General features: G+C 50.1%; 15 protein-coding genes and 1 pseudogene. 9 read left to right on the plus strand and 7 right to left on the minus strand.

Features of this window, described 5'->3' with window-relative positions; all coding sequences use genetic code 11:
* Window positions 1-203 precede the first annotated feature (203 nt).
* From A7K98_RS13305 to udk, 7 genes and pseudogenes are all read right to left on the minus strand, one after another.
* Window positions 204-914: pseudogene (locus tag A7K98_RS13305) on the minus strand (ABC transporter ATP-binding protein); the annotation flags it as partial.
* A complete protein-coding gene (locus A7K98_RS13310) occupies window positions 914-1,639 on the minus strand; it encodes an ABC transporter permease (RefSeq protein WP_232461640.1) in 726 nt (241 codons plus the stop codon). The gene A7K98_RS13310 and the pseudogene A7K98_RS13305, both read right to left, overlap by 1 nt.
* A 683-nt stretch (window positions 1,640-2,322) precedes the next feature.
* Window positions 2,323-3,336, minus strand: coding sequence for a UDP-glucose 4-epimerase GalE (galE, locus tag A7K98_RS13315; RefSeq protein WP_087489002.1), 1,014 nt, complete (start codon window positions 3,334-3,336; stop codon window positions 2,323-2,325).
* A gap of 44 nt (window positions 3,337-3,380) precedes the next feature.
* Entirely contained in the window at window positions 3,381-4,277 is an 897-nt protein-coding gene (gene galF, locus A7K98_RS13320) for a UTP--glucose-1-phosphate uridylyltransferase GalF (RefSeq protein WP_087489003.1), read from the minus strand.
* Window positions 4,278-4,622: 345 nt separating this feature from the next.
* Window positions 4,623-6,419, minus strand: coding sequence for an outer membrane assembly protein AsmA (asmA, locus tag A7K98_RS13325; protein WP_087489004.1), 1,797 nt, complete (start codon window positions 6,417-6,419; stop codon window positions 4,623-4,625).
* A 20-nt stretch (window positions 6,420-6,439) separates the two neighbouring features.
* Window positions 6,440-7,021 carry a dCTP deaminase gene (dcd, locus tag A7K98_RS13330; protein WP_087489005.1) on the minus strand — a complete coding sequence of 194 codons (582 nt, stop codon included), beginning with the start codon at window positions 7,019-7,021 and terminating at the stop codon, window positions 6,440-6,442.
* Window positions 7,022-7,078: 57 nt separating this feature from the next.
* Window positions 7,079-7,720: a uridine kinase gene (udk, locus tag A7K98_RS13335; protein WP_087489006.1), complete on the minus strand. Its 642-nt coding sequence runs from the start codon at window positions 7,718-7,720 to the stop codon at window positions 7,079-7,081.
* Window positions 7,721-7,975: 255 nt separating this feature from the next.
* Here udk and A7K98_RS13340 point away from each other — a divergent pair, with 255 nt between their 5' ends.
* The 9 genes from A7K98_RS13340 (at window position 7,976) to trhP (ending at window position 22,658) form a co-directional block, all read left to right on the plus strand.
* Entirely contained in the window at window positions 7,976-8,602 is a 627-nt protein-coding gene (locus A7K98_RS13340; protein ID WP_087489007.1) for a phosphatase PAP2 family protein, read from the plus strand.
* Window positions 8,603-8,676: 74 nt separating this feature from the next.
* On the plus strand, window positions 8,677-10,029 hold the full coding sequence (gene yegD, locus A7K98_RS13345; RefSeq protein WP_087489008.1) for a molecular chaperone: 1,353 nt from the start codon (window positions 8,677-8,679) through the stop codon (window positions 10,027-10,029).
* A 181-nt stretch (window positions 10,030-10,210) separates the two neighbouring features.
* Entirely contained in the window at window positions 10,211-11,413 is a 1,203-nt protein-coding gene (locus tag A7K98_RS13350; RefSeq protein WP_087489009.1) for an MdtA/MuxA family multidrug efflux RND transporter periplasmic adaptor subunit, read from the plus strand.
* Entirely contained in the window at window positions 11,410-14,541 is a 3,132-nt protein-coding gene (locus A7K98_RS13355) for an MdtB/MuxB family multidrug efflux RND transporter permease subunit (protein ID WP_087489010.1), read from the plus strand. Before A7K98_RS13350 ends, A7K98_RS13355 begins: the two co-directional genes overlap by 4 nt.
* Window positions 14,538-17,609: a multidrug efflux RND transporter permease subunit MdtC gene (gene mdtC, locus A7K98_RS13360; protein ID WP_087489011.1), complete on the plus strand. Its 3,072-nt coding sequence runs from the start codon at window positions 14,538-14,540 to the stop codon at window positions 17,607-17,609. Before A7K98_RS13355 ends, mdtC begins: the two co-directional genes overlap by 4 nt.
* Window positions 17,606-19,039, plus strand: a complete 1,434-nt coding sequence (gene mdtD / locus A7K98_RS13365; protein ID WP_087489012.1) for a multidrug transporter subunit MdtD — start codon at window positions 17,606-17,608, stop codon at window positions 19,037-19,039. The genes mdtC and mdtD overlap by 4 nt, the downstream gene beginning before the upstream one ends.
* Window positions 19,036-20,430, plus strand: a complete 1,395-nt coding sequence (gene baeS / locus A7K98_RS13370) for an envelope stress sensor histidine kinase BaeS (protein ID WP_087489013.1) — start codon at window positions 19,036-19,038, stop codon at window positions 20,428-20,430. The genes mdtD and baeS overlap by 4 nt, the downstream gene beginning before the upstream one ends.
* Window positions 20,427-21,140: an envelope stress response regulator BaeR gene (gene baeR / locus A7K98_RS13375; protein WP_087489014.1), complete on the plus strand. Its 714-nt coding sequence runs from the start codon at window positions 20,427-20,429 to the stop codon at window positions 21,138-21,140. Before baeS ends, baeR begins: the two co-directional genes overlap by 4 nt.
* 141 nt (window positions 21,141-21,281) lie before the next feature.
* Window positions 21,282-22,658: a prephenate-dependent tRNA uridine(34) hydroxylase TrhP gene (gene trhP / locus A7K98_RS13380; RefSeq protein ID WP_087490509.1), complete on the plus strand. Its 1,377-nt coding sequence runs from the start codon at window positions 21,282-21,284 to the stop codon at window positions 22,656-22,658.
* Window positions 22,659-22,679: the final 21 nt, after the last annotated feature.

The raw sequence follows: 22,679 nt of genomic DNA on the forward strand, positions 1-22,679 counted from the left end.
CCGGGGGAGCATCAATTGTTCAATTGATGCACAAATATTCTCAACAGATAAGATGGAGATGATTTTCATTCTTATTTATCTGTCTGTACCAGGGGAAAAAAAATTACCCTGCTTATTATTTGCAAAGCATCTATGGAAAAGCCTCTTGCATTAATCCGGACTCTTAAGCTGCTTTTCTGACATGAACTGATGATATTTTTGGTAATATCTTCCGGCAGACCTATATCCTGCAAATGGTGATTTTCAATCCAGATGACTTTATCGCACACAGCACACACATCATGCATATTGTGGCTCACGAACAGAATAGTCACTCCCTTATGTTTAAAGTCATTAATAGTGTCCAGACACTTTCGCTGAAATGCAGCATCCCCTACTGCTAATACTTCATCAATGATAAGAATATCGGGATCAGCCTGGCTGATTACCGAAAATCCGAGTCTGGCCAACATTCCACTGGAGTATACTCTGACTGGTTCATCAATAAAATCTCCCAACTCTGAGAACGCAATAATAGCCGGCATTTTTTCTATGATTTCTTTTCGACGAATCCCTGTCAGCGTAGCATTCAATATAATATTTTCCCGGCCGGTCAGTTCAGGATGAAATCCTCCGCCTAATTCCAGCATTGAAGCAATACGCCCACGGACCGGGATAGTACCCTCTGTGGGTTTAATAACCCCGGCCAGCAGGCTAAGAGAAGTACTTTTACCGGCACCATTACAGCCAGTTAAAGCGACAGCCTCACCTCTGTAAATCCGGAAAGAAATATTTTCAATCGCCAAATATTGCCTGCCTCGCAATAATGATAACGCACGACGCGGATGCAACAACAGATCTTTGATTCCCGACCCGATATGATGATAAAGAGGATAGGATTTAGTGACCCGGGCAAACTCAATCACAACTTCCATTACAGAATCTCTGCAAAACGGTATTTAAGTTTATTAAACACCGTCATACCTTCCACTAATACCCCTGCAGAAATGAGATAAACATTAGCCAACAGAATATAACTTATCTGATTATTCATTAATAAGTCACGCCAGCAAATAATCATATCGGCCAGAGGATTAAAGGTTATTAACCATCGATATCGGGATGGGATCATGTCAGCTGTGTAAAGCACCGGTGTACAATAGAACATCAGCATGATTCCGGGTACGACAAATCGTTCGGCATCCCGAAAAAACAGATTTACCGAAGAAAAAACCAGTGCACAACCAAAAGAAAACAGAATTTGTGCCAGCATCAAAGCGGGTACGCCATACCACCATATCGCTGAAGGGTGCCTGTGATATAGCCACATAAAAATCACAATAACTGGTAAGGTACATACAAAGTGAATGCCCTCCATTATCACATTACTCAACAGTATGACAGAACGAGGGAAAACTGTTTTTTTTATGATCTGTGAATTAGCGAGAAACGCAAACAAAGAATGATTAATGCAGGATGAAAACCACTGCCAGGGGAAAAGCCCGGTGATAATAAATAAGGTATAATCAGCTATCGGGACCCGCATAATGAGCTTAAAAATAAAGAAATAAATCATAGAAAATAGTAACGGATTTGCTATTGACCAGAGATATCCTAAGATACTGCTTTTATAACGAACTTTCAGATCCTTGCCCGTCATAACAAACAACAACTCAAATAAATAACCCACTTAATATCTCATCTTTTTAATTCCGACCGAATTCCATTTCTCATAGATTACCTGTTATTTAATTTCCTCAACCTGATAATAACTAAACAACTCCCTGTTATGTCATATGACTGTTTACTCCAGACACAGTAAAAATGACGCTACTGAAAATTAACCACGAAGGCTATTATTAGTCTTACAACACCCGGAAATGAAAACATGATTACAAACAAACATCCATCGAATATTACTAATGAGTGCCAGGTCAATCGACAATTTTATTAAAAAAAGAATCCATTAACTATTTAGTTCAGAAATATATTACACCTTCTGACTGATTTAATATTATCACTCAGAAACCATCCTGCCCTGATTGTTTTTCCGCAAACCCGCCGGGCAGATTATAACGTGCTGCCCGACGCTCAGTTAAACTCTCAGGTAAGGCTCAGCAAATTAACTGTGGCAGGTCTCAGATCTTTCTCTGGCACCGACAGATTTTGTTCAGAAATAGTGAATCCAGATTATTAGTATCGGGGAAAATGATAAGTATCGTCCGTAATGACAGGCTACCGGGATTAAAATTACTCAGGCAGGAGGACTAAAGAGAGAAGAACACTCAGAATGAATCACTGCCGGCAGTGAATAGTTGCCGGCAGTGAAGCTAACTTTAGCAGTTAACGGTACCCTTCCGGGTTCTGGCTTTGCCAGTTCCAGGTATCGCGCATCATTTCATCAAGCCCGCGTGACACCTTCCAGCCCAGCTCACGTTCTGCCAGAGAAGGATCGGCCCAGAAAGCAGGTAAATCGCCACTACGACGTGGTTTAATAACATACGGTACCGGCTTACCACAGGCCTTTTCAAATGCCTTAATCATTTCCAGCACCGAATAACCCTTGCCCGCTCCCAGGTTATAAGCACGATATCCCTTCGCGTTTTTCAGATGATCCAGCGCTTTTAGGTGGCCTTCTGCGAGGTCAACCACATGAATGTAATCACGCTGGCAGGTTCCATCCGGCGTATCATAATCGTCGCCAAAAACCCCTAACTGCTCCAGCTTGCCAATAGCAACCTGAGCAATATAAGGCAGCAGATTATTAGGAATTCCTGCCGGATCTTCGCCAATTTGTCCTGACGGATGAGCTCCAACAGGGTTGAAATACCGCAACGCGATAGTATTAAAATGAGGGTCTGCCTTAGAGAAATCCTGCAGGACCTGCTCTATCATCACTTTAGAGGTACCGTAAGGGCTGGTAGTACCACCAATCGGAGTAGTTTCAACATAAGGAACCGGCGCATTTTCACCATAAACCGTGGCCGACGAGCTGAAAATAAAGTTCATGATGCCGGCATTACGCATCTCTTCCAGCAATACCACTGTCCCTGAGACATTATTATCATAATATTCCAGTGGCATACGGGTGGATTCGCCGACCGCTTTCAGAGCAGCAAAATGAATGACTTCAGTGACCGAATGCTCCGCGAACAATTTCTGCAGGCATTGGCGATCACGGACATCACCCTTAACAAAACTGGCTGATTTACCGGCCAGTTGAGCGACACGGCGCAGAGATTCTTCAGAAGCATTACAGAGATTATCCAGTACAACGACGTCGTCACCACGCTCCAGCAGGGCCAGCACCGTATGAGAACCGATATAACCCGCGCCACCTGTGACTAAAACTGACATATCTGACTCCGTGTTTGTTATGATTTAAAATAACTGACAGTCAGTTATTTAGAAATAATTTTCCGGATACTTTCGCGGAATTCCTGCCCCTGAGAAGGATTACGCAGGCCATAGCTGACGAATGCCTGCATATACCCGAGCTTGCGCCCGCAGTTATAATCAACACCACTGAGCAGAGTCGCTTCGACAGTCTCTTTCTGATTCAGGCTGGCAATAGCATCCGTTAGCTGAATTCGTCCCCATGCACCTGGCTGAGTTTTCTCCAGCTCCTGCCAGATTCCCGCAGACAATACATAGCGCCCAGCTGCGGCCAGATCAGATTCGACCTGTGGCACTTCTTCCGGTTTTTCGACAAACAATTCAATTTCGCTGACGTCACCAGGGTTATTCAGCGGTTCACGGGTCGTGATAATCGAGTATTCGGACAGATCTTCATCCGGCATATGCTGGCATAATACCTGGCTGTTACCGGTCGATTCGAAACGGGAAATCATAGCTGCCAGGTTATAACGCAAATGGTCCGCTGTATTGCCATCCAGAATAATGTCCGGCAGCACTACCACAAACGGGTTGTCACCAATCATTGGGCGGGCACAAAGTATGGCATGGCCCAGTCCCAGAGGCTGGGGCTGACGTACGTTCATGATAGTCACGCCAGGCGGGCAAATAGACTGCACCTCTTTGAGCAACTGACGCTTAACACGCTGTTCAAGTAACGCTTCCAGCTCATAGGTGGTATCGAAATGGTTCTCTACTGCATTTTTCGAGGCATGGGTGACCAGTACAATTTCTTTAATTCCGGCGGTAGCACATTCGTCAACGATATACTGAATCATTGGCTTATCAACAATCGGCAACATCTCTTTCGGAATCGCTTTAGTCGCCGGTAACATTTGCATACCTAATCCGGCAACCGGTATGACAGCTTTTAATTTGGTCATAAACATTCCATTTTTGAGTGAAAAATAATGCCCCGATTATGTGCGATAAAACACGTTAATCTGCATCAGTATCTTCTGAAATCCCGTCGTAACTACATTCAGGCCAACAGAAATGTCACTGCGCTGGCGGTCTGCGAGACCGCTAACGTTTCGCATTGTCTGCTGTCAGTAATGATTATTCTCTTAATAACCGGGCAATGCCAGCCTTCAACCTCAGCAATTCCCGGTTTTACGGGAATTATCACGACTCGCTCGCCTGAGGGTTGACGCTATCCCCCCCGTAAACGTTCTGCGGGGCAGAAAAGACAGGTTCCTGAGCACACTGACGACAAACAGGTTATCAGGCTATTTTTTTCCGTTGGATTTATTGTTGCGGTCAACCCACTGATTAATCCGGTTTTTCATCTCGTTACGCAGGTCTCCATTCATTAACTGACTGACGGGTAACGAGTATTGCAGCTTGTCCCAGGGGCCATAAAAACGTACCGGCACGGCCTGCTCAGACAGTAATTTCACCAGCTTACTGTCACCTTTCCAGTCTTTCATCATCAACCCGAATGCCACATCCATTGTCCGGTGAGCGAAATCAATATTGCCCTGGCCAGTCAGATTCATATCACTGTTTTCGCCCTGTAACTGAGAAATCGTCAGATTTCCCGGAGTCAGGCTGATATTGCCGTTCAGTGGCGGGACCTGAGCGCGTGTCACACTGTCGGAATGAACACGATCACTGGTTCTTGCCACAGCATCACTCACCATCTGTCGCAAATTAAACGGAGCTGTATCCAGTTGAGATACTGTCAGATCTGCCTGCCCCTGCCACTGGTTGAGGATGTCCGAATTACTTAATCCCTGACCACTAAACTGCCCTTTCATCGTCAGCTCGCCCCGTAATGCCTGTGGTAGTTGCAGGAAGGCCAGTGCAGGCTGAATCTGAATATTCTGTAAATCCGGTTCGAAAGTCACCTGCGCCACGTCAGAACGCAGATCAATCTGACCTGGTAAAGAGAAATGACCATCACCCAACTGGCCGGACAGTGTATCGATGGTCATTAATCCGCGATTATTGGTTGCGGCCAGTTGCAACGCTTTAAGTTGTAAGCCCCGCCAGACTGCACTGTCAGCATGAATACTGATATCCATCATCGCAGTACGAAGCCAGGCTTCCTGTAACGGCTGACTATCGGTGTCTGAAATAACCGGTGCTCTCACTGCCTGTCTGGCAGCCTGACTTCCTGACTCTCTGGCGGAGGTCAGTAACTGGTCGAAATCGGCGGTTTTCGAGGTCAGATTCAGCTGTAACGCTGGTGCAGGGAGTAAATGGCCATGAATATCGCCGGAAAAATCACTGTTATTGGCCTGTAATGACAACCCTGTCACATCAAACTGACTGCCGGCGGGACGCCAGACAGCATTAAACGATGCATGGCCATTGATTCCTTCGGCAGGCAGATCGACACCGGAAATCTGATAACTGGCCTGGGATATCTGCAATCCCAGTTGCTGAGGATACTGAGTCGCGTCCAGGTGCCCGGTCACATCCAGCACCAGGTTTTGCTGATTACGTGATGCCCGGCTGCTGAACTCAAACTTTCCTTGTTTATCCTGTTGCTGATGGATAGTCAGATTAACATCACGAAAGTTGATCTGATTACCATGGGCGTCCTGCCAGATAAACAGGCTATCAGCAATGTTTAGCCGGGCAATATTAAAACTCCAGCCGCGCCCAAAGGACCCGAAAGCCGGGCTTTCTGATGGAGCTACAGGCTCACCATGCTGATGTTCACGGGTGGTAGAAGGAAGATCACGAATGACGGCATTTTTCAGTAATACCTGACTGACTTTAAGCTGATGGGAAAGTAGCGGCAATAATTCAACATCCAGCCGCATGTTTTCAGCGGTGACCGCGGGTTCAGTTGCCCCCGGGGCGGTCAGGGAGATCTGATCACTAAGGATGCTCAACCGTGGCCAGACATGCCAGCGTAATTCACCGGAGAGTTTTAACTGATAACCACTGCGTTTGGCGACTTCCTGAGCCATATATCCGCGAAATTCATTCGGATTCACCAGCATGACCAGTGCCGTCATTCCCGCGACAACGACCACCAGTAATATCGCCAATGTGGTTATCAATCTTCTCATACCATCCCCGGTGTGATTCTTTAGTCTTTGTCGATCCTGCTGGCTACTGCACCCTGTTGATCACGATATTTTGCATCTTCTCTGCGGTTATAGGGACGCAGAGCCGGGCCTGACAAAGGTTCGAAACTTAATGCTCCTATCAACATACCCGGTCGGAGCGCTAATGGCAATTTACCTGAATTATAAAACTCCAGCACAATCCGGCCTTTCCAGCCAGGATCGATGCGATGCGCGGTAACGTGTACCATCAGCCCAAGCCGCGCCAGCGATGAACGGCCATCCAGCCAGCCCACCAAATCATCCGGCAAAGTCACTGACTCCAGAGTTACTGCCAGCGCCAGCTCTCCCGGGTGAAGGAAAAAGGCATCCCCTTCCGGCAGAACAATCTCGTCACTCATTACACGATCAAGCGCAGCACTCACTTCATCTTTCGGGCCGCTGAGGTCAATGAATGCAGCAGTATGACCACGGAAGGTCCGAAATTTATTACCCAGTCGCACGTCAACTGTAGCACCACTGATACGTTCAACAGGCGGACGAGGTGAAATTTCAAGCCGGCCAGTGTCCAGCCAGATTTCTATATCGCGGTCGCACAATCTCATGCAGATCTCTCCCTAACACTAGTCAGAGGGAAGAGTTGCTTCCTCCCCCTGCCATCATTATTCAAAAAACTGATTTATTTTTGCTTTAAGTATATCGATAGCAATACGATTTTTCCCGCCACGCGGAACAATGATATCGGCATACTGTTTTGAGGGTTCAATAAACTGCAGAAACATTGGCCGGACGGTTTTCTGGTACTGAGTCATTACTGAATCCATTGACCTGCCGCGTTCATTGACATCACGCTTCATCCTGCGCATCAGACAAATATCCAGAGGCGTATCCACAAAAATGGAAAAATTCATTTCATTACGCAACCTGGCATCTGTCAGTAACAGGATCCCTTCGAGGATAATGACTTTTTTCGGCAGCAGCTTAATCGTTTCTTTCATCCGTGTATGTTCAGAATAGCTGTAAACCGGAAGGTCTATCGCATTCCCGGCTTTAATTGCCTGCAAATGCGTCAGTAACAAATCATGGTCCATCGCATTTGGATGGTCATAATTAGTTTTAATCCTCTCTTCCATAGTGAGGTGGCTTTGATCCCGGTAATAACAATCTTCGGGAATCACACCGATATGCTCGTCACCCACCTGGTCACGAATTTCACGGTAGAGAGTGCTGGCAATCAAACTTTTACCGGAGGCCGAAGCTCCGGCAATGCCCACGATTACGCACTGATGGAACGTGTCAGTCATACTTTTTTGAGACCTGAAACTGAAGCCGGTAGTTTCTGAAAATTAACAGAGAGTACAGGCAAATTGAGAGGGTTTACGCCGGCGATTATAGGGACTTCACGGCACTGATGCCAGAAAAATGCATCACTAATCTTCAGACTCACCCCATAGCCGGTTTTAATATTACGCTATATACTCTGCGCCCATTCTTAAACCTGATTACTGATTAATCATTTGACCTGTCCTGCCATCCGGACAGATCACACCAGGAAAAACATGTACTGGAAAAACCTGACCTATCTGGGCGACAGCATGTTGCTGCTGCCTACAGCTGTGTTGATTGCTGTGTTTGTTTTCTGGAAAAGCGGGCGCTGGCAAACCGCTTTGGGCTGGTTAGTCACTTTTGGGGCAGCCGGCATGATTGTCAGTATTTCAAAAATTATGTTTCTCGGATTTTTTATTGGCAGCAGAACCTACAATTTCACTGGTTTCAGCGGCCATACGACGATGTCCTCCACATTCTGGCCGGTATTGATGTGGATGATTTCAGCACAATGGCCGACTCTCTGGCGGCGGATTATGATTCTCGCCGGTTATCTGTTACCGCTGGCCATCGGTTTTTCGCGCCTCGAACTGCACGCTCATTCACCGAGTGAAGTCGTCAGCGGTGCCATCCTTGGTTTAAGCCTGAGTTCAATCTACCTGTTTATTCAGCGTGATACAGTGCTGAAAGCAATTTCCGTGATGCAACTGGCACTGTTCGTGATTATTCCGGCCTGGATTATGCTTCACGGGCAACCGGCGACCACTCAGCAATTTCTGGCTAAGCTCTCTGCCAAACTGGCAGGAATTGAAAAACCCTTTACCCGCACCGAGTTGCTGAAACTGCATTCAGCAAATTAACCGCTGACCATTTACGCCTGGCGTTTAACAAGGTAAAGTCGCCCCCTTTTTTCTGTGTTCAGGGGGCGACAGCCATGTTTATTGGTTTTGATTACGGTACCGCGAACTGTTCTGTGGCGACAGAACAGGATGGCATTTTCCGCCAGTTATTGCTGGAAAAGGACTCGCCGCTGCTCCCCTCAATGATCTCAGCCCCGCTGCGTACTGTACCCAGCGAATGGCTATATCGCTGTCATGAGGTTGGGTTTCCAACCCCGGAAAATACAGCATTGTTACAGTATGCTTTACGCCTGAATCGTGAAGAGGATATCCGGGTCACTGCTGATAGCGTCAGTTTTGGTCTTCAGGCTCTGGAGAACTATATTGCTGATCCGGAAGATACCTGGTTTGTAAAATCCCCTAAATCTTTTCTTGGTGCCTCTGGCCTGAAATCACAGCAAATTGCGTTTTTTGAGGATCTGGTGTGCGCAATGATGCTGCGTATCCGTCAGCAGGCTGAGCAGCAGACAAATGCGCCGGTCACCCACACCGTCATTGGTCGCCCGGTCAACTTTCAGGGTACCGGCGGTGAAGAAGCAAACCGCCAGGCTCAAAATATCCTGCTACGCGCGGCACAGCGTGCCGGATTTCGTGAAGTTGAATTTCAGTACGAACCCGTTGCCGCAGGGCTGGAATTCGAAGCAACGCTCAGCGAGGAAACCCGGGTACTGGTGGTGGATATCGGCGGGGGAACCACGGACTGTTCACTGCTGTTGATGGGACCTCAGTGGCGCGATAAAGCAGACAGAGTAGCCAGTCTGCTGGGCCACAGTGGTTGCCGGGTCGGCGGAAATGATCTGGATATTATGCTGGCATTTAAAACGCTAATGCCATTGCTGGGCCAGGGTGGCAGCACACACAAAGGTACCGGTTTACCTACCCTGCCCTGGTGGAATGCCGTGGCGATTAATGACGTCAATGCTCAAAGCCAGTTTTACTCTGCGGAATGCGGCAAATTGTTACAACAGATGGTTAAGGACGCACAGCAGAGTGATTTGGTGCGTCGGTTGTTTAACGTATGGCGGCACAAACAAAGCTATCAACTGGTTCGCAGTGCTGAAGAAAGTAAAATTCGCCTGTCAGACAGCGAACTGACAACCATTCCACTGCATTATCTCGACCAGGGGTTGGAAACAAAACTGGATGTCAGGCAACTGAATGAGGCCATCAGTCAGCCACTGGATAAAATGATCCAGCAAATTACTGAGGTGATGGCTTCCTCTGAGTGCGAGCCGGATGTGATTTATCTGACCGGGGGCAGTGCCCGTTCACCGTTACTTCGTGATGCTATTGCCAAAGTATTGCCCGGGACTCCGGTGGCCAGCGGTGATGACTTTGGCTCCGTTACCCTCGGTCTGGCCCGTTGGGCAGCCACATTGTTCCGCTAAACTTTACGCCCCGCAACGGGGCGTAATTTCTGCCTGCTACTGGCAGCCTGAACAGCCCCTGGCGATCCCCTCTTCTGCTGATATCCATATTTCCTCCAATTTTCTACCGGAACTTAGGGTTATACTGTTGGGTCAGAGTGTGGAGATACGTCAGTTCGGATGCAGGAGAGCATAGTAAAGCATGAGAGCAAAATTTCGGGTGACCACGGTGGTGCTTTTTTTACTGATACTCATTGTGCTGTCGTTAGCCGGCATCTATTTCTGGCATGCCAAAAATGCGCCTTCCACCTCTGCCAGCACTGCCTCCGGACAAAGTTCTCCCGGGCACAACCTGGCGGTGCCGGTGCAAATTGCCACGGTTCATCGTGAAACAGTACCGCAATTTATCTCTGCACTGGGCACAGTAACGGCCTCAGCCATTGTCACCGTTCGTAGCCGTGTTGACGGACAACTTATGGCGTTGCATTTTCACGAAGGCGATACCGTGACTGCCGGTCAGTTACTGGCAGAAATTGACCCGCGTCCCTACAATGTTGCTCTGTTGCAGGCCCAGGGGCAGTTGGCCAAGGATCAGGCAACTCTGAACAATGCTCTCAATGATCTGCGTCGCTATCAAAAACTTGCCCCTTCCAAACTGGTTTCACAGCAGGATCTGGACAGCCAGCAGGCACTGGTTCGTGAAAGTGAAGGTACGATAAAGAGTGATCAGGCCTCAGTGGATAATGCACAGCTTAATCTGACTTACAGCCGGATTACTGCGCCAATCAGTGGCCGCGTCGGCCTGAAACAGGTAGATGCAGGCAACTACATCACCGCCAGCGATACAACCGGAATCGTGGTTATCACCCAAACTCATCCGATTGATGTAGTTTTTACCGTCCCTGAAGCCGCCATCGGGCAGGTTGTCAGCGCGATGAAACAGGGACAACCGGTTCTGGCTGAAGCCTGGGATCGCAGTGACAGCCATAAACTGGCCGAGGGTAGCCTGCTGAGTCTGGATAACCAGATAGACAGCACTACCGGCACGCTTAAAATTAAAGCCCGGTTTGCCAATCAGGATGACCAGTTGTTCCCTAATCAGTTCGTCAACATCCATCTGCGGGTCAGCACCCTGGCCGATGCCCTGTTGATGCCGGTTTCCGCATTGCAGATGAATACTGAAGGCCACTTTGTCTGGATTGTCAGTCAACAAAACACCGTCAGCAGAAAACAGGTAACTGTTGGTCTGCAACAGGATCAGCAAGTAGTGATTACCGCCGGGCTGAGCGCCGGAGACAGTGTAATCACCGATGGTATTGACCGTTTAACTGAAGGTTCTGCGGTAAATATTGTTCAGGGCTCATCGGCAGAGGCCGACAGCGATGCCGGAGGTACCGGCCAATGAACCTGCTGCCGGACAGCTCTTCCGGCGGACCCTCCCGCCAGTTTATTCTGAGGCCGGTAGCCACCACTTTACTGATGGTTGCTATCGTGCTGGCCGGTATTCTCGGCTACCATTTTCTGCCGGTATCGGCATTACCCGAAGTGGATTACCCGACTATTCAGGTAGTGACTCAGTATCCCGGGGCCAGTCCGGAAGTGATGACCTCGGCGGTAACCGCGCCACTGGAACGTCAGTTTGGGCAGATGTCAGGTCTGAAACAGATGTCCTCCGGCAGTTCCGGCGGCGCGTCTGTCGTCACGCTACAGTTTCAGCTATCTCTGCCGCTGGATATTGCAGAACAGGAAGTTCAGGCTGCTATCAATGCCGCTATGAGCTACCTGCCGGATGATTTACCCAATCCTCCCGTCTACAACAAAGTCAATCCGGCCGACCCGCCAATTATGACACTGGCTGTGACCACCTCCAGCCTGCCACTGACCCGGGTGCAGGATTTGGTGGAAACTCGTATTGCTCAGAAAATTTCCCAGGTCAGCGGTGTCGGGCTGGTAACTCTCGCCGGGGGCCAGCGCCCGTCAGTCCGGGTTGCCCTTAATGCACAGGCGCTGGCCGCATTAGGGCTGACCAGTGAGGATGTGCGTACCGCTATCGATAACGGCAACGTTAACACAGCTAAAGGAAGCCTGGACGGTCCCGAACGGGCAATAACTTTATCGGCAAACGACCAGTTACAAAGTGCCGAAGACTACCGGCAGTTAATTATCAGCTATCGGAATAATGGCCCCGTCAGGCTGGGGGATGTGGCCACCGTCACTCAGGGGGCCGAGAACCAGTGGCTGGGAGCCTGGAGTAACGGGCATGCTGCCATTATCCTGAATGTTCTGCGTCAGCCAGGGGCAAATATTATTGATACCGCAGATAATATTCGCGCCCTGCTGCCCACCCTGAAGAGTAATCTGCCGGCGTCTGTGAAGCTGGAACTGATCAGCGACCGGACCATGAATATCCGTGCATCCGTCAGTGACACCCGGTTTGAATTACTGCTGGCGATTGCGCTGGTGGTGATGATTATTTATCTGTTTCTACGCAATATTCCGGCCACTATTATTCCGGCAGTCGCAGTGCCATTGTCACTGATTGGTACCTTTGCTGCGATGTATCTGCTGGGATTCTCTGTGAATAATCTGACGTTAATGGCTCTGACTATCGCTACCGGATTTGTGGTAGATGATGCCATTGTCGTCATTGAAAACATCTCACGGCACATCGAAAAAGGCGTCCCACCATTGCAGGCGGCACTGCGGGGTGCCGGTGAAATTGGCTTTACTATTATTTCTCTGACTATCTCCCTGATTGCCGTGCTCATCCCGCTACTGTTTATGGGCGATGTTGTTGGCCGCTTATTCCGGGAGTTCGCCGTCACTCTGGCGGTTTCTATTCTGATCTCAGCAGTCGTGTCGCTAACTCTGACTCCGATGATGTGCGCACGAATGCTAAAAAATGGCACTTTGCATCAGCAGAACCGGTTCTCTCTGGCCTGCGAACGAATGTTTGAGCGGATGATTGCTGGCTATGGTCGCCTGCTCAGCCGGGTACTTAATCACCCCTGGCTGACATTAGGAGTTGCTATCGGCACTCTGGTGCTGACGATAGTTCTCTGGGTTTTAATTCCAAAAGGTTTCTTTCCGCAACAGGATAACGGGCTGATCCTGGCCAGTGTCCAGGGCCCGCAAAATGTCTCGTGGACCAGCATGACACAGCGCACCCGTGAGGTTACGGACATTTTGGAGAAAGATCCGGATGTAGCCAACGTCAGTGCCTTTGTCGGTATCGACGGAACTAACCCGTCGCTGAATAATGCGCGGTTGCAGATTACCCTGAAACCGCTCTCTGACCGACATGACCGCATTCCACAAATTGAACAACGATTACAACAATCAGTTAGCCGCCTGCCTGGTATCAGTTTATGGATGCAGGCAGTACAGGATCTGACGATTGATACTGAAGCCAGCCGTACTCCTTACCAGTTTACCCTGCAATCCCCTTCGCAGGAGTCTCTTGCCGAATGGATACCTAAACTTCTTAGCGAACTGCAAAAAGCACCGCAATTACGCGAGGTTAGCAGCAACTGGCAGGATCAGGGCAATGAAGCCTTTATCCGTGTAGACCGCGATACCGCCAGCAGGCTGGGCATTACTATGGCTGATATTGATAATGCCCTCTACGATGCTTTCGGCCAGAGACTGATTTCCACCATCTATACCCAGTCCAGTCAGTACCGGGTGGTATTGTCTCAACAGACAGGAATGGCTCCGGGATTACAGGCACTACAGAATATCCGCCTGACTAACAGTGATGGCGGTACGATCCCACTGACGTCTATTGCCCGGGTAGAACAGCGCCATGCTCTGCTGGCAATTAACCATCTGGATCAGTTTCCTGCGGCGACAGTATCTTTTGATGTTGCCAGTGGCTATTCACTTGGCGAAGCGGTTAATGCCATTACTGATATCGAAAATCAGCTGAATCTACCCTCAGACATGCTGACCCATTTCCAGGGAAGTACCCTCGCCTTTAAAGCAGCTCTTTCCGGTACAGTCTGGTTAGTTATTGCCTCAATCGTTGCGATGTATATCGTACTGGGTATTCTTTATGAAAGTTTTATTCATCCGGTCACGATTCTCTCTACCCTGCCCACCGCAGGGGTTGGTGCATTACTGGCACTGCTGATCTCCGGTCATGAACTGGATATCATCGCAATTATCGGCATTATTCTGCTGATTGGTATCGTCAAGAAAAACGCCATCATGATGATCGATTTTGCGCTCTCTGCAGAACGCAATCAGGGCATTGCCCCGCAGGAAGCGATTTATCAGGCCTGCCTGCTACGTTTCAGACCAATACTGATGACTACTATGGCTGCGCTGCTGGGCGCTCTGCCTCTGATGCTGAGCTTTGGAGTTGGTGCTGAGTTACGCCGACCGTTGGGTATCGCCATGGCCGGTGGTCTGATTGTCAGCCAGGTGCTGACCCTGTTTACCACCCCGGTTATCTATCTGCTGTTTGACCGGCTAAGTCATCGCCTGAAAAAGAGCAACGATTCTCAGTCGGCGCCGGAGTCGTTACCGTGAGATTTCTGGCGTTATTCATCTATCGCCCTGTTGCTACCTTGCTGGTTGCAGCGGCCATATTACTGGCGGGAATTTTGGGTTTTCGCCTGTTACCGGTCGCCGCTTTGCCGCAGGTCGATTTTCCGGCGATAGTGATTTCCGCCAGCATGCCCGGGGCTTCTGCTGAAACGATGGCTGCATCAATCGCCACCCCACTCGAACGCTCACTTGGCAGGATTGCCGGTATCAGTGAAATGACCTCGATCAGTTCGCTGAGTAATACCCGGGTTATTTTGATATTTGATTTAGACCGCGACATTAATGGTGCGGCCCGTGATGTTCAGGCAGCACTCAATGCTGCCCAAAGCCTGCTTCCTACCGGCATGCCTTCGCGACCTACTTACCGGAAAGCCAACCCTTCAGATGCACCGGTCATGATTCTGACCCTGACCTCCGATACCTACTCAAGAGGACAGTTGTATGACTACGCCACAACCCGACTGGCTCAGTCGATATCTCAGATCGAGGGGGTCGGTGACGTCACTATCGGCGGAGGATCTCTGCCTGCGGTCCGGGTGGATGTGGATCCACAGCAGCTGTTTAACCAGGGTGTTTCCCTTGAACAGGTTCGCACCGCCATCAGTAATGCCAATCAGAGGAGGCCGCAGGGTGCCATTGATGACGGAGATCAACGCTGGCAGTTGGCCACCAATGATGCCCTGGATGATGCAGCCCACTACCGGCCACTGATTATTCATTATAAGCAAGGGGGAGCGGTCAGGCTGAGCGATGTTGCCACCATTACCGATGATGTTCAGGACAGCAGGAATGCCGGGCTGAGTAATGGCAAACCCGCCATACTTATGATGGTGCGAAAAACCGCTGATGCTAATGTGATTTCGACCGTCGACCGGATACGTGAGCGACTGCCTGAACTCCGGCAGGAGATTCCGGCAGCCATTCAGCTAAGTATTGCCCAGGATCGCTCTCCGACAATTCGTGCCTCGCTCAGCGAAGTCGAACACTCACTGATGATTGCCGTGGCACTGGTGATTCTGGTGGTCTTCTTTTTCCTGGGTTCAGCCAGAGCCACCCTGATTCCGGCAGTCGTGGTGCCAGTATCACTGGTAGGTAGCTTTGCGGCGATGTACCTGTGTGGCTTCAGTCTGAATAATCTGTCGCTGATGGCACTGACCATTGCCACCGGATTTGTCGTCGATGATGCCATTGTGGTACTTGAGAATATTGCCCGGCATGTTGAAGCGGGAATGAAACCGTTTAAAGCAGCAGTGACCGGTATGCGGGAAGTCGGATTTACCGTGATAGCCATGAGCTTGTCACTGGTGGCGGTATTTTTACCCCTGATGATGCTTGGGGGTCTGATTGGCCGTTTCTTTTCCGAATTCGCTATGACCCTGTCGGTCGCTATCCTTATTTCACTGTTTATTTCTCTGACACTGACACCCATGATGTGTGCCCGCCTCCTGCGGGTCACAGGTCAGCTGGCACCCGAACGGCGTAGTTTATTTCGCAGGATGACTGACCGTTTGCAGGCCGGTTATGCCCGTTCACTGAATCGCGTTTTGCACTACCCGAAACTGACCCTGTGCGTGCTGCTTGCCACTGTTGCACTTAACGTCCTGCTGTTTATTACTATTCCTAAAACCTTTTTACCGGAACAGGATACCGGAAGGATCTCCGGGAGTATTGCGGCGGATCAGAGCATCTCGTTCCAGGCGATGCGCGGTAAACTGGCAGATTTTATGCGAATTGTCAGTGCCGATCCGGCTGTCGATAATGTGACTGGTTTTACCGGAGGCATGCGAACTAATAGTGGCTCGATGTATATCTCACTTAAGCCACTGGCTGAGCGGGATGTCAGCGCCAGGCAGGTGATCGACCGGCTGCGTACGGCACTGGCAAAAGAACCGGGAGCGCGGCTTTATTTAAGCCCGGTGCAGGATATCCGTACCGGCGGACGCGAATCGAATGCCAGCTATCAGTACAGCCTGCTTTCCGATGATCTGCCGGCATTGCGTCAATGGTCGCCAGTGATCCTTAAAGCATTTCGCCAGTTACCTGAACTTACTGATGTCAGTTCAGACCAGGAGGACAATGGGGGTGAGCTGCAACTGGTTTACGACCGTGCCACCATGGCAAAACTGGGAATTAATGTGGCTCAGGCCAATGCTCTGCTGAATGATGCGTTCGGACAGCGGCAGATTTCTACTATCTACCGGCCACTGAATCAGTATCGGGTCGTGATGGAAGTCGATCCCCGCTATACACGGGATGCCACTGCATTGTCGCAGATGTATCTGATTAATAATGAAGGAAAATCGATCCCACTGTCGCAGATAGCCCACTGGGAATCCGCCAATACCCCGATATCAGTCAATCACCAGGGACTGTCGGCAGCGGCCACACTCTCCTTCAATCTGGCGGATGGCGTAGCCCTGTCACAGGCTTCTTCCGCCATCGAAACGACGATGGTTCGTCTGGGTGTACCGTCGGATATTCGCGGAGAATTTGCCGGCGATGCCAAACTGTTCCGTCAGTCCCAGTCAAGCCAGCTGTGGCTGATTGTCGGGGCCATTGCAGCGGTCTATATTGTATTAGGAATGCTGTATGAGAGTTATATCCATCCGGTGACTATCCTCTCGACCTTGCCACCGGCCGGTGTCGGTGCTCTGGTGGCGTTACGGATTTTTGATACTCCTTTCAGCCTGATAGCCATGCTGGGGATTCTGCTGTTAATTGGTATCGTGAAAAAAAACGCCATCATGCTGGTAGATTTCGCCCTGGTGGCGGAGCGGGAAGCCAGGCTGACACCGCGTGAAGCCATCTATCAGGCCTGTCTGCTCAGGTTCCGTCCGATACTGATGACCACTCTGGCTGCACTGTTCGGAGCGCTGCCGTTGGTAGTGAGTTACGGGGATGGTGCCGAACTGCGACAACCGCTGGGAATTTCGATAGCCGGAGGGCTGATCATCAGCCAGTTACTCACCCTGTACACCACCCCGGTCGTTTTTCTGATGATGGATAAGCTCAGAAAACGCAAGTCAGGGCCACAGGACCTTGTTTTATGAGCAATGAAAACAGCGCAGACAGCGCACCACCAGCGACTTCGGTTCGCTGGCAATTATGGATAGTCGCTTTCGGCTTTTTTATGCAGTCGCTGGATACCACGATTGTAAATACTGCACTGCCCTCTATGGCCAAAGCCCTGAATAACAGCCCGCTAAATATGCATATGGTTGTTGTCTCGTATGTGCTGACTGTGGCCATGATGTTGCCGCTAAGTGGCTGGCTGGCAGACCGCTTCGGAGTGAGAAACGTTTTTTGTAGCGCCATTGTGCTGTTTACTCTCGGTTCTCTGTGCTGTGCCATTTCCGGTAATCTCGACCAGTTAATTTTATCGCGGGTGTTACAGGGGATTGGCGGTGCGATGATGGTGCCGGTTGGCCGTCTGACAGTTATGAAAATTGTGCCACGCTCCGAATATATGGCAGCCATGGCTTTTGTGACTCTGCCCGGCCAGCTCGGTCCAATGGCAGGCCCGACCGTAGGCGGGTTGCTGGTCGAATATGCCAGCTGGCACTGGATCTTTCTGATAAACCTGCCGGTGGGCATTGTCGGTACCATTGCTACCCTGAAACTATTGCCAAATTACAGTCTGCCCGGCCGTCGGTTTGATTTTCCGGGCTTTCTGATGCTGGCAATCGCCATGGCTGCACTGACCCTGGCACTGGAAAGCCACCAGTGGACTGCCAGCCATAATTTACTACTGGCGGTACTGCTGACCAGTGGTATTGGTTGCCTGATACTGTATCCCTGTTACGCCCGGCGCCGTGAAAATGCCCTGTTCAGTCTGGATTTATTTAAGAACCACGTTTTTCGCATCGGGCTGATTGGCAGTATGGTGGCCAGGACCGGTAGTGGGATGTTGCCATTTACCATGCCACTGTTTCTGCAACTGGCTCTCGGATTTAGTCCGTTTCATGCCGGCCTGATGATGCTGCCGATGGTTGCCGGTAGTATGTTAATCAAACGGGTTGTGGTCAGGCTGGTGAACCAGGTAGGCTACCGGATGGCACTGATCAGCTCGACGTTATTGCTTGGTCTGATTGTTCTGATGCTACCGGTGCTGATGAAATTTAACCTTATTTATATCCTGCCGTTGGTTCTGTTTATCCTGGGTGGTGTCAATTCTGTCCGGTTTACCACCATGAACACCCTGACGCTGAAAGAATTGCCGGATACTCTGGCCTCTTCGGGGAACAGCCTGTTGTCCATGGTGATGCAGCTCTCGATGAGTACCGGAGTGACCCTGGCCGGGCTGGCGATGGGAGCTTTTAGCCACCAGCAGTTAATGGATACCACGACACTTAGCCATACTTTTAGTTATCTCTGGGTAGCTATCGGTATTTTCCTCTGGCTGCCAATTGGGGTGTTCTGGCATATTCCACAGGATCTGAGCCGCAACAGTCTGTTAAAAAAAACAGGTAAACGCCGATGAAAAGCCGCTGGACGTTTAATATCGGTAGCAAGCTGTTTGTCACTATTTTTGGCACCTGCCTGCTGGTACTGGTAACCATGCACTGGGCCGTCAGACTCAGTTTTGAACACGGGTTTGTTGACTATATTCGTGAAAGCAATGAGCAGCGATTAAACCTGCTGAGTGAAGCGCTGGCCGAACAGTACCAACAGCACGGCAACTGGACATTTCTTAGAAATAACAACCGGATCATCTACTCCCTGTTACGTTCACTGGAACAAAATCAGCAGCAGGGTAACTATCCGCGTCCCGGCTGGCGAACACCATTCTGGATAGTTGATCTTCAACACCGGGTACTGATAGGGCCGCGGGAGAGTATGCCCTATGAACGGGTCGAGCATCCGATTATCACTACCGATGGCAAAACAGTGGGCTGGGTATTAGGTTCTCCGCCGGAACAACTTACCCGCAGTACAGATATCAATTTTGATCGTCAGCAAAAAAGAGCCAGCTGGATCATCGTCGGGCTGACTACCCTGCTGGCTGCCATTGTCACCTGGCTGCTGGCGCGTGGCTTACTGGCACCGGTGAAACGACTGGTAAATGGCACACATCAGCTGGCAGCCGGACAACTGACCACCAGGGTTGAAGTAACCAGTCAGGATGAACTTGGTCAGCTGGCACGAGATTTTAATCAGCTGGCAGAGTCTTTAGAAAAAACTGAAACCAACCGGCGGGCATTTATGGCGGATATTTCCCATGAACTGCGCACTCCGCTGGCCATACTGCAGGGGGAACTGGAGGCGATACAGGACGGAGTCAGGCGCATGACGCCCGAAGCTCTGCAGTCACTGCAAAGTGAAGTGATGATTCTGAAAAAAATGGTCGATGATCTGCACCAGCTGGCACTGTCAGATGCAGGCGCATTGCGTTATCAGATGATGAACTGCGATTTAACTGAACTGCTAAACCATGTAACTACCGCTTTTCAGCAACGTTTTGAGGCTGCAGGGCTCACGCTGACCTGCGACTGCCCGCATCAGGCACCGTTTTATGGTGATATTAACCGACTGAGTCAGCTATGCCATAACCTGCTGGAAAACAGCCTGCGCTATACCCATGCTCCGGGGGAACTGAGCGTGACGCTATCCGCACAATCGAACGGCTGGTATTTAGAATTCTCTGACAGCGCCCCCGGTCTGACCGACGAACAGCAGCAACATATCTTTGACAGATTTTATCGCGCGGAAAACTCCCGCAACCGTGCCAGTGGCGGCTCCGGATTAGGTCTGGCCATTTGCCGTGCCATCACCGATGCCCATAAGGGCGAAATTAGCTGTCAGCACTCAGCCGTTGGAGGTGTTACTATCAGACTGAAGCTCCCTTTCACTACTGACAGGCCGGACTCATGACCGAAGAGAAACTTTCAGCAAGGATTATGGTAGTAGAAGATGAACCGAAACTGGCGCAGTTGCTGGTAGATTACCTGGAAGCCGCGGGCTATCAGGTAACTGTCGTTTCACGGGGTGATGTGGTTATCCCTCAGGTCCGGGAATTCCCGCCGGATCTGATGATTCTCGATTTAATGTTACCGGGCAAAGACGGATTAAGTATTTGCCGTGAGTTGCGCCAGTTTTCCGACCTGCCAGTGATTATGCTGACTGCCCGCAGTGAAGAAATCGATCGCCTGCTTGGGCTAGAAATCGGTGCCGATGATTACGTCTGCAAACCTTTCAGTCCGCGCGAAGTCGTCGCCCGGGTCAAAATCATTCTTCGTCGCTGCCTGGCTCGTCGTGATGAGTTGCCTTCTGAAAATATTCCGGGGCTGGAAATTGATACCGGTCGTTTTCAGGTCAGCTGGGATAACCAGCCAATAGAACTGACTCCGGCAGAATTCAGGTTGCTGAAAACATTGTCACAGGAACCCGGCAAAGTCTTTACCCGTGAGCAATTGTTAAACCTGTTATATGACGATTACCGCGTAGTGACCGACAGGACTATCGACAGTCATATTAAGAACCTGCGCCGCAAACTGGAAAATATGGACAGCGAGCAAACCTTTATCCGTGCGGTTTATGGCATCGGATATCGCTGGGATACCCATAAAAGCAGACTGCACTGATAAGCGTTTTAGCAGCAGAAGTGATTTACATCCCTGCACTGCCCCTCTACAATTCCCCTTCATTTTGTAGGGTCGAATTTTTTCGGCTCTGACAACACCCTGTGCGGGTGTCCTGACCTGATATCAGAAACGAGAATGACCATGTTTAAGCCTGAACTTCTTTCCCCTGCCGGTACCCTGAAAAACATGCGCTATGCTTTTGCTTATGGGGCCGACGCCGTCTATGCCGGGCAGCCACGTTATAGTCTGCGGGTTCGCAATAACGAATTCAGCCATGAGAATCTGCGCCAGGGAATTCAGGAGGCTCACGCACTGGGCAAACGCTTCTATGTGGTGGTGAATATTGCTCCGCATAATGCCAAACTAAAAACCTTTATCCGTGACCTGCAACCAGTGGTAGATATGCAGCCTGACGCATTGATCATGTCTGATCCCGGGCTGATTATGCTGGTTCGCGAGGCTTTTCCTGAAATGGACATCCACCTGTCGGTTCAGGCAAATGCCGTCAACTGGGCGACCGTGAGATTCTGGAAGCAGTTGGGACTGAGCCGTGTCATTTTGTCCCGAGAACTTTCTCTGGAAGAAATCGAAGAAATCCGCAACCAGGTGCCAGAGATGGAACTGGAAGTTTTCGTTCATGGCGCATTATGCATGGCCTATTCCGGACGTTGCCTGCTTTCGGGGTATCTGAATAAACGCGATCCGAATCAGGGCACCTGCACCAATGCCTGCCGCTGGGATTATCAGGTTCAGGAAGGAAAAGAAGATAACGTCGGCAATATTGTGGAAAAATACCAGCCCATTCCGGTACAGCAGGTTGAGCCCACTCTTGGCAGCGGTCCGGTCACCGACAAAGTGTTTCTGATCACCGAGAAAATGCGGCCTGAAGAGCCGATGAGTGCTTTCGAAGACGAACATGGCACTTATATTATGAACTCTAAAGATCTGCGCGCCGTTGCCCATGTGGAGCGGCTGAGCCAGATGGGAGTTCATTCGCTCAAAATTGAAGGACGCACTAAATCATTCTATTACTGTGCCCGCACAGCCCAGGTTTATCGTAAAGCGATTGATGACGCTGCGGCCGGTAAACCTTTCGATCCATCGTTGCTGGATACCCTGGAGGGGCTGGCTCATCGTGGTTATACCGAGGGATTTCTTCGCCGCCATACCCATGACAGCTACCAGAATTATCAGCAAGGATACTCGGTCTCAGACCGCCAACAGTTTGTCGGAGAATTTACCGGACAACGCCGTGAAGACTATGTAGAAGTCGCGGTAAAAAATAAATTTTTGCTGAATGATAGTCTGGAAATCATGACCCCTGCAGGCAATCTGACATTCACGCTGGATGAAATGCTGAACAGCAAAAATCAGCCAACAGACGTTGCCCCGGGCGATGGACATAAAGTCTGGATGCGGGTACCTCAGGATATCAACCTTGAATATGCCCTGTTATTACGTAACCTGCCGGTTGGAGCGACTACCCAGGCTCCACACGCGTCAGCCGTGCAGGCATAAGTTTCGCTATTTAGAATCTGA

The sequence above is a fragment of the Tatumella citrea genome (genome assembly GCF_002163585.1).
GTDB lineage: Bacteria > Pseudomonadota > Gammaproteobacteria > Enterobacterales > Enterobacteriaceae > Tatumella > Tatumella citrea.

Bases quoted from the DNA above. Each gene is read 5' to 3' on its own strand.
- A7K98_RS13310 (WP_232461640.1), bottom strand. From the start codon at position 1,639: ATGACGGGCAAGGATCTGAAAGTTCGTTATAAAAGCAGTATCTTAGGA.
- galE (WP_087489002.1), bottom strand. From the start codon at position 3,336: ATGTCAGTTTTAGTCACAGGTGGCGCGGGTTATATCGGTTCTCATACG.
- galF (WP_087489003.1), bottom strand. From the start codon at position 4,277: ATGACCAAATTAAAAGCTGTCATACCGGTTGCCGGATTAGGTATGCAA.
- asmA (WP_087489004.1), bottom strand. From the start codon at position 6,419: ATGAGAAGATTGATAACCACATTGGCGATATTACTGGTGGTCGTTGTC.
- dcd (WP_087489005.1), bottom strand. From the start codon at position 7,021: ATGAGATTGTGCGACCGCGATATAGAAATCTGGCTGGACACTGGCCGG.
- udk (WP_087489006.1), bottom strand. From the start codon at position 7,720: ATGACTGACACGTTCCATCAGTGCGTAATCGTGGGCATTGCCGGAGCT.
- A7K98_RS13340 (WP_087489007.1), top strand. From the start codon at position 7,976: ATGTACTGGAAAAACCTGACCTATCTGGGCGACAGCATGTTGCTGCTG.
- yegD (WP_087489008.1), top strand. From the start codon at position 8,677: ATGTTTATTGGTTTTGATTACGGTACCGCGAACTGTTCTGTGGCGACA.
- A7K98_RS13350 (WP_087489009.1), top strand. From the start codon at position 10,211: ATGAGAGCAAAATTTCGGGTGACCACGGTGGTGCTTTTTTTACTGATA.
- A7K98_RS13355 (WP_087489010.1), top strand. From the start codon at position 11,410: ATGAACCTGCTGCCGGACAGCTCTTCCGGCGGACCCTCCCGCCAGTTT.
- mdtD (WP_087489012.1), top strand. From the start codon at position 17,606: ATGAGCAATGAAAACAGCGCAGACAGCGCACCACCAGCGACTTCGGTT.
- baeS (WP_087489013.1), top strand. From the start codon at position 19,036: ATGAAAAGCCGCTGGACGTTTAATATCGGTAGCAAGCTGTTTGTCACT.
- baeR (WP_087489014.1), top strand. From the start codon at position 20,427: ATGACCGAAGAGAAACTTTCAGCAAGGATTATGGTAGTAGAAGATGAA.
- trhP (WP_087490509.1), top strand. From the start codon at position 21,282: ATGTTTAAGCCTGAACTTCTTTCCCCTGCCGGTACCCTGAAAAACATG.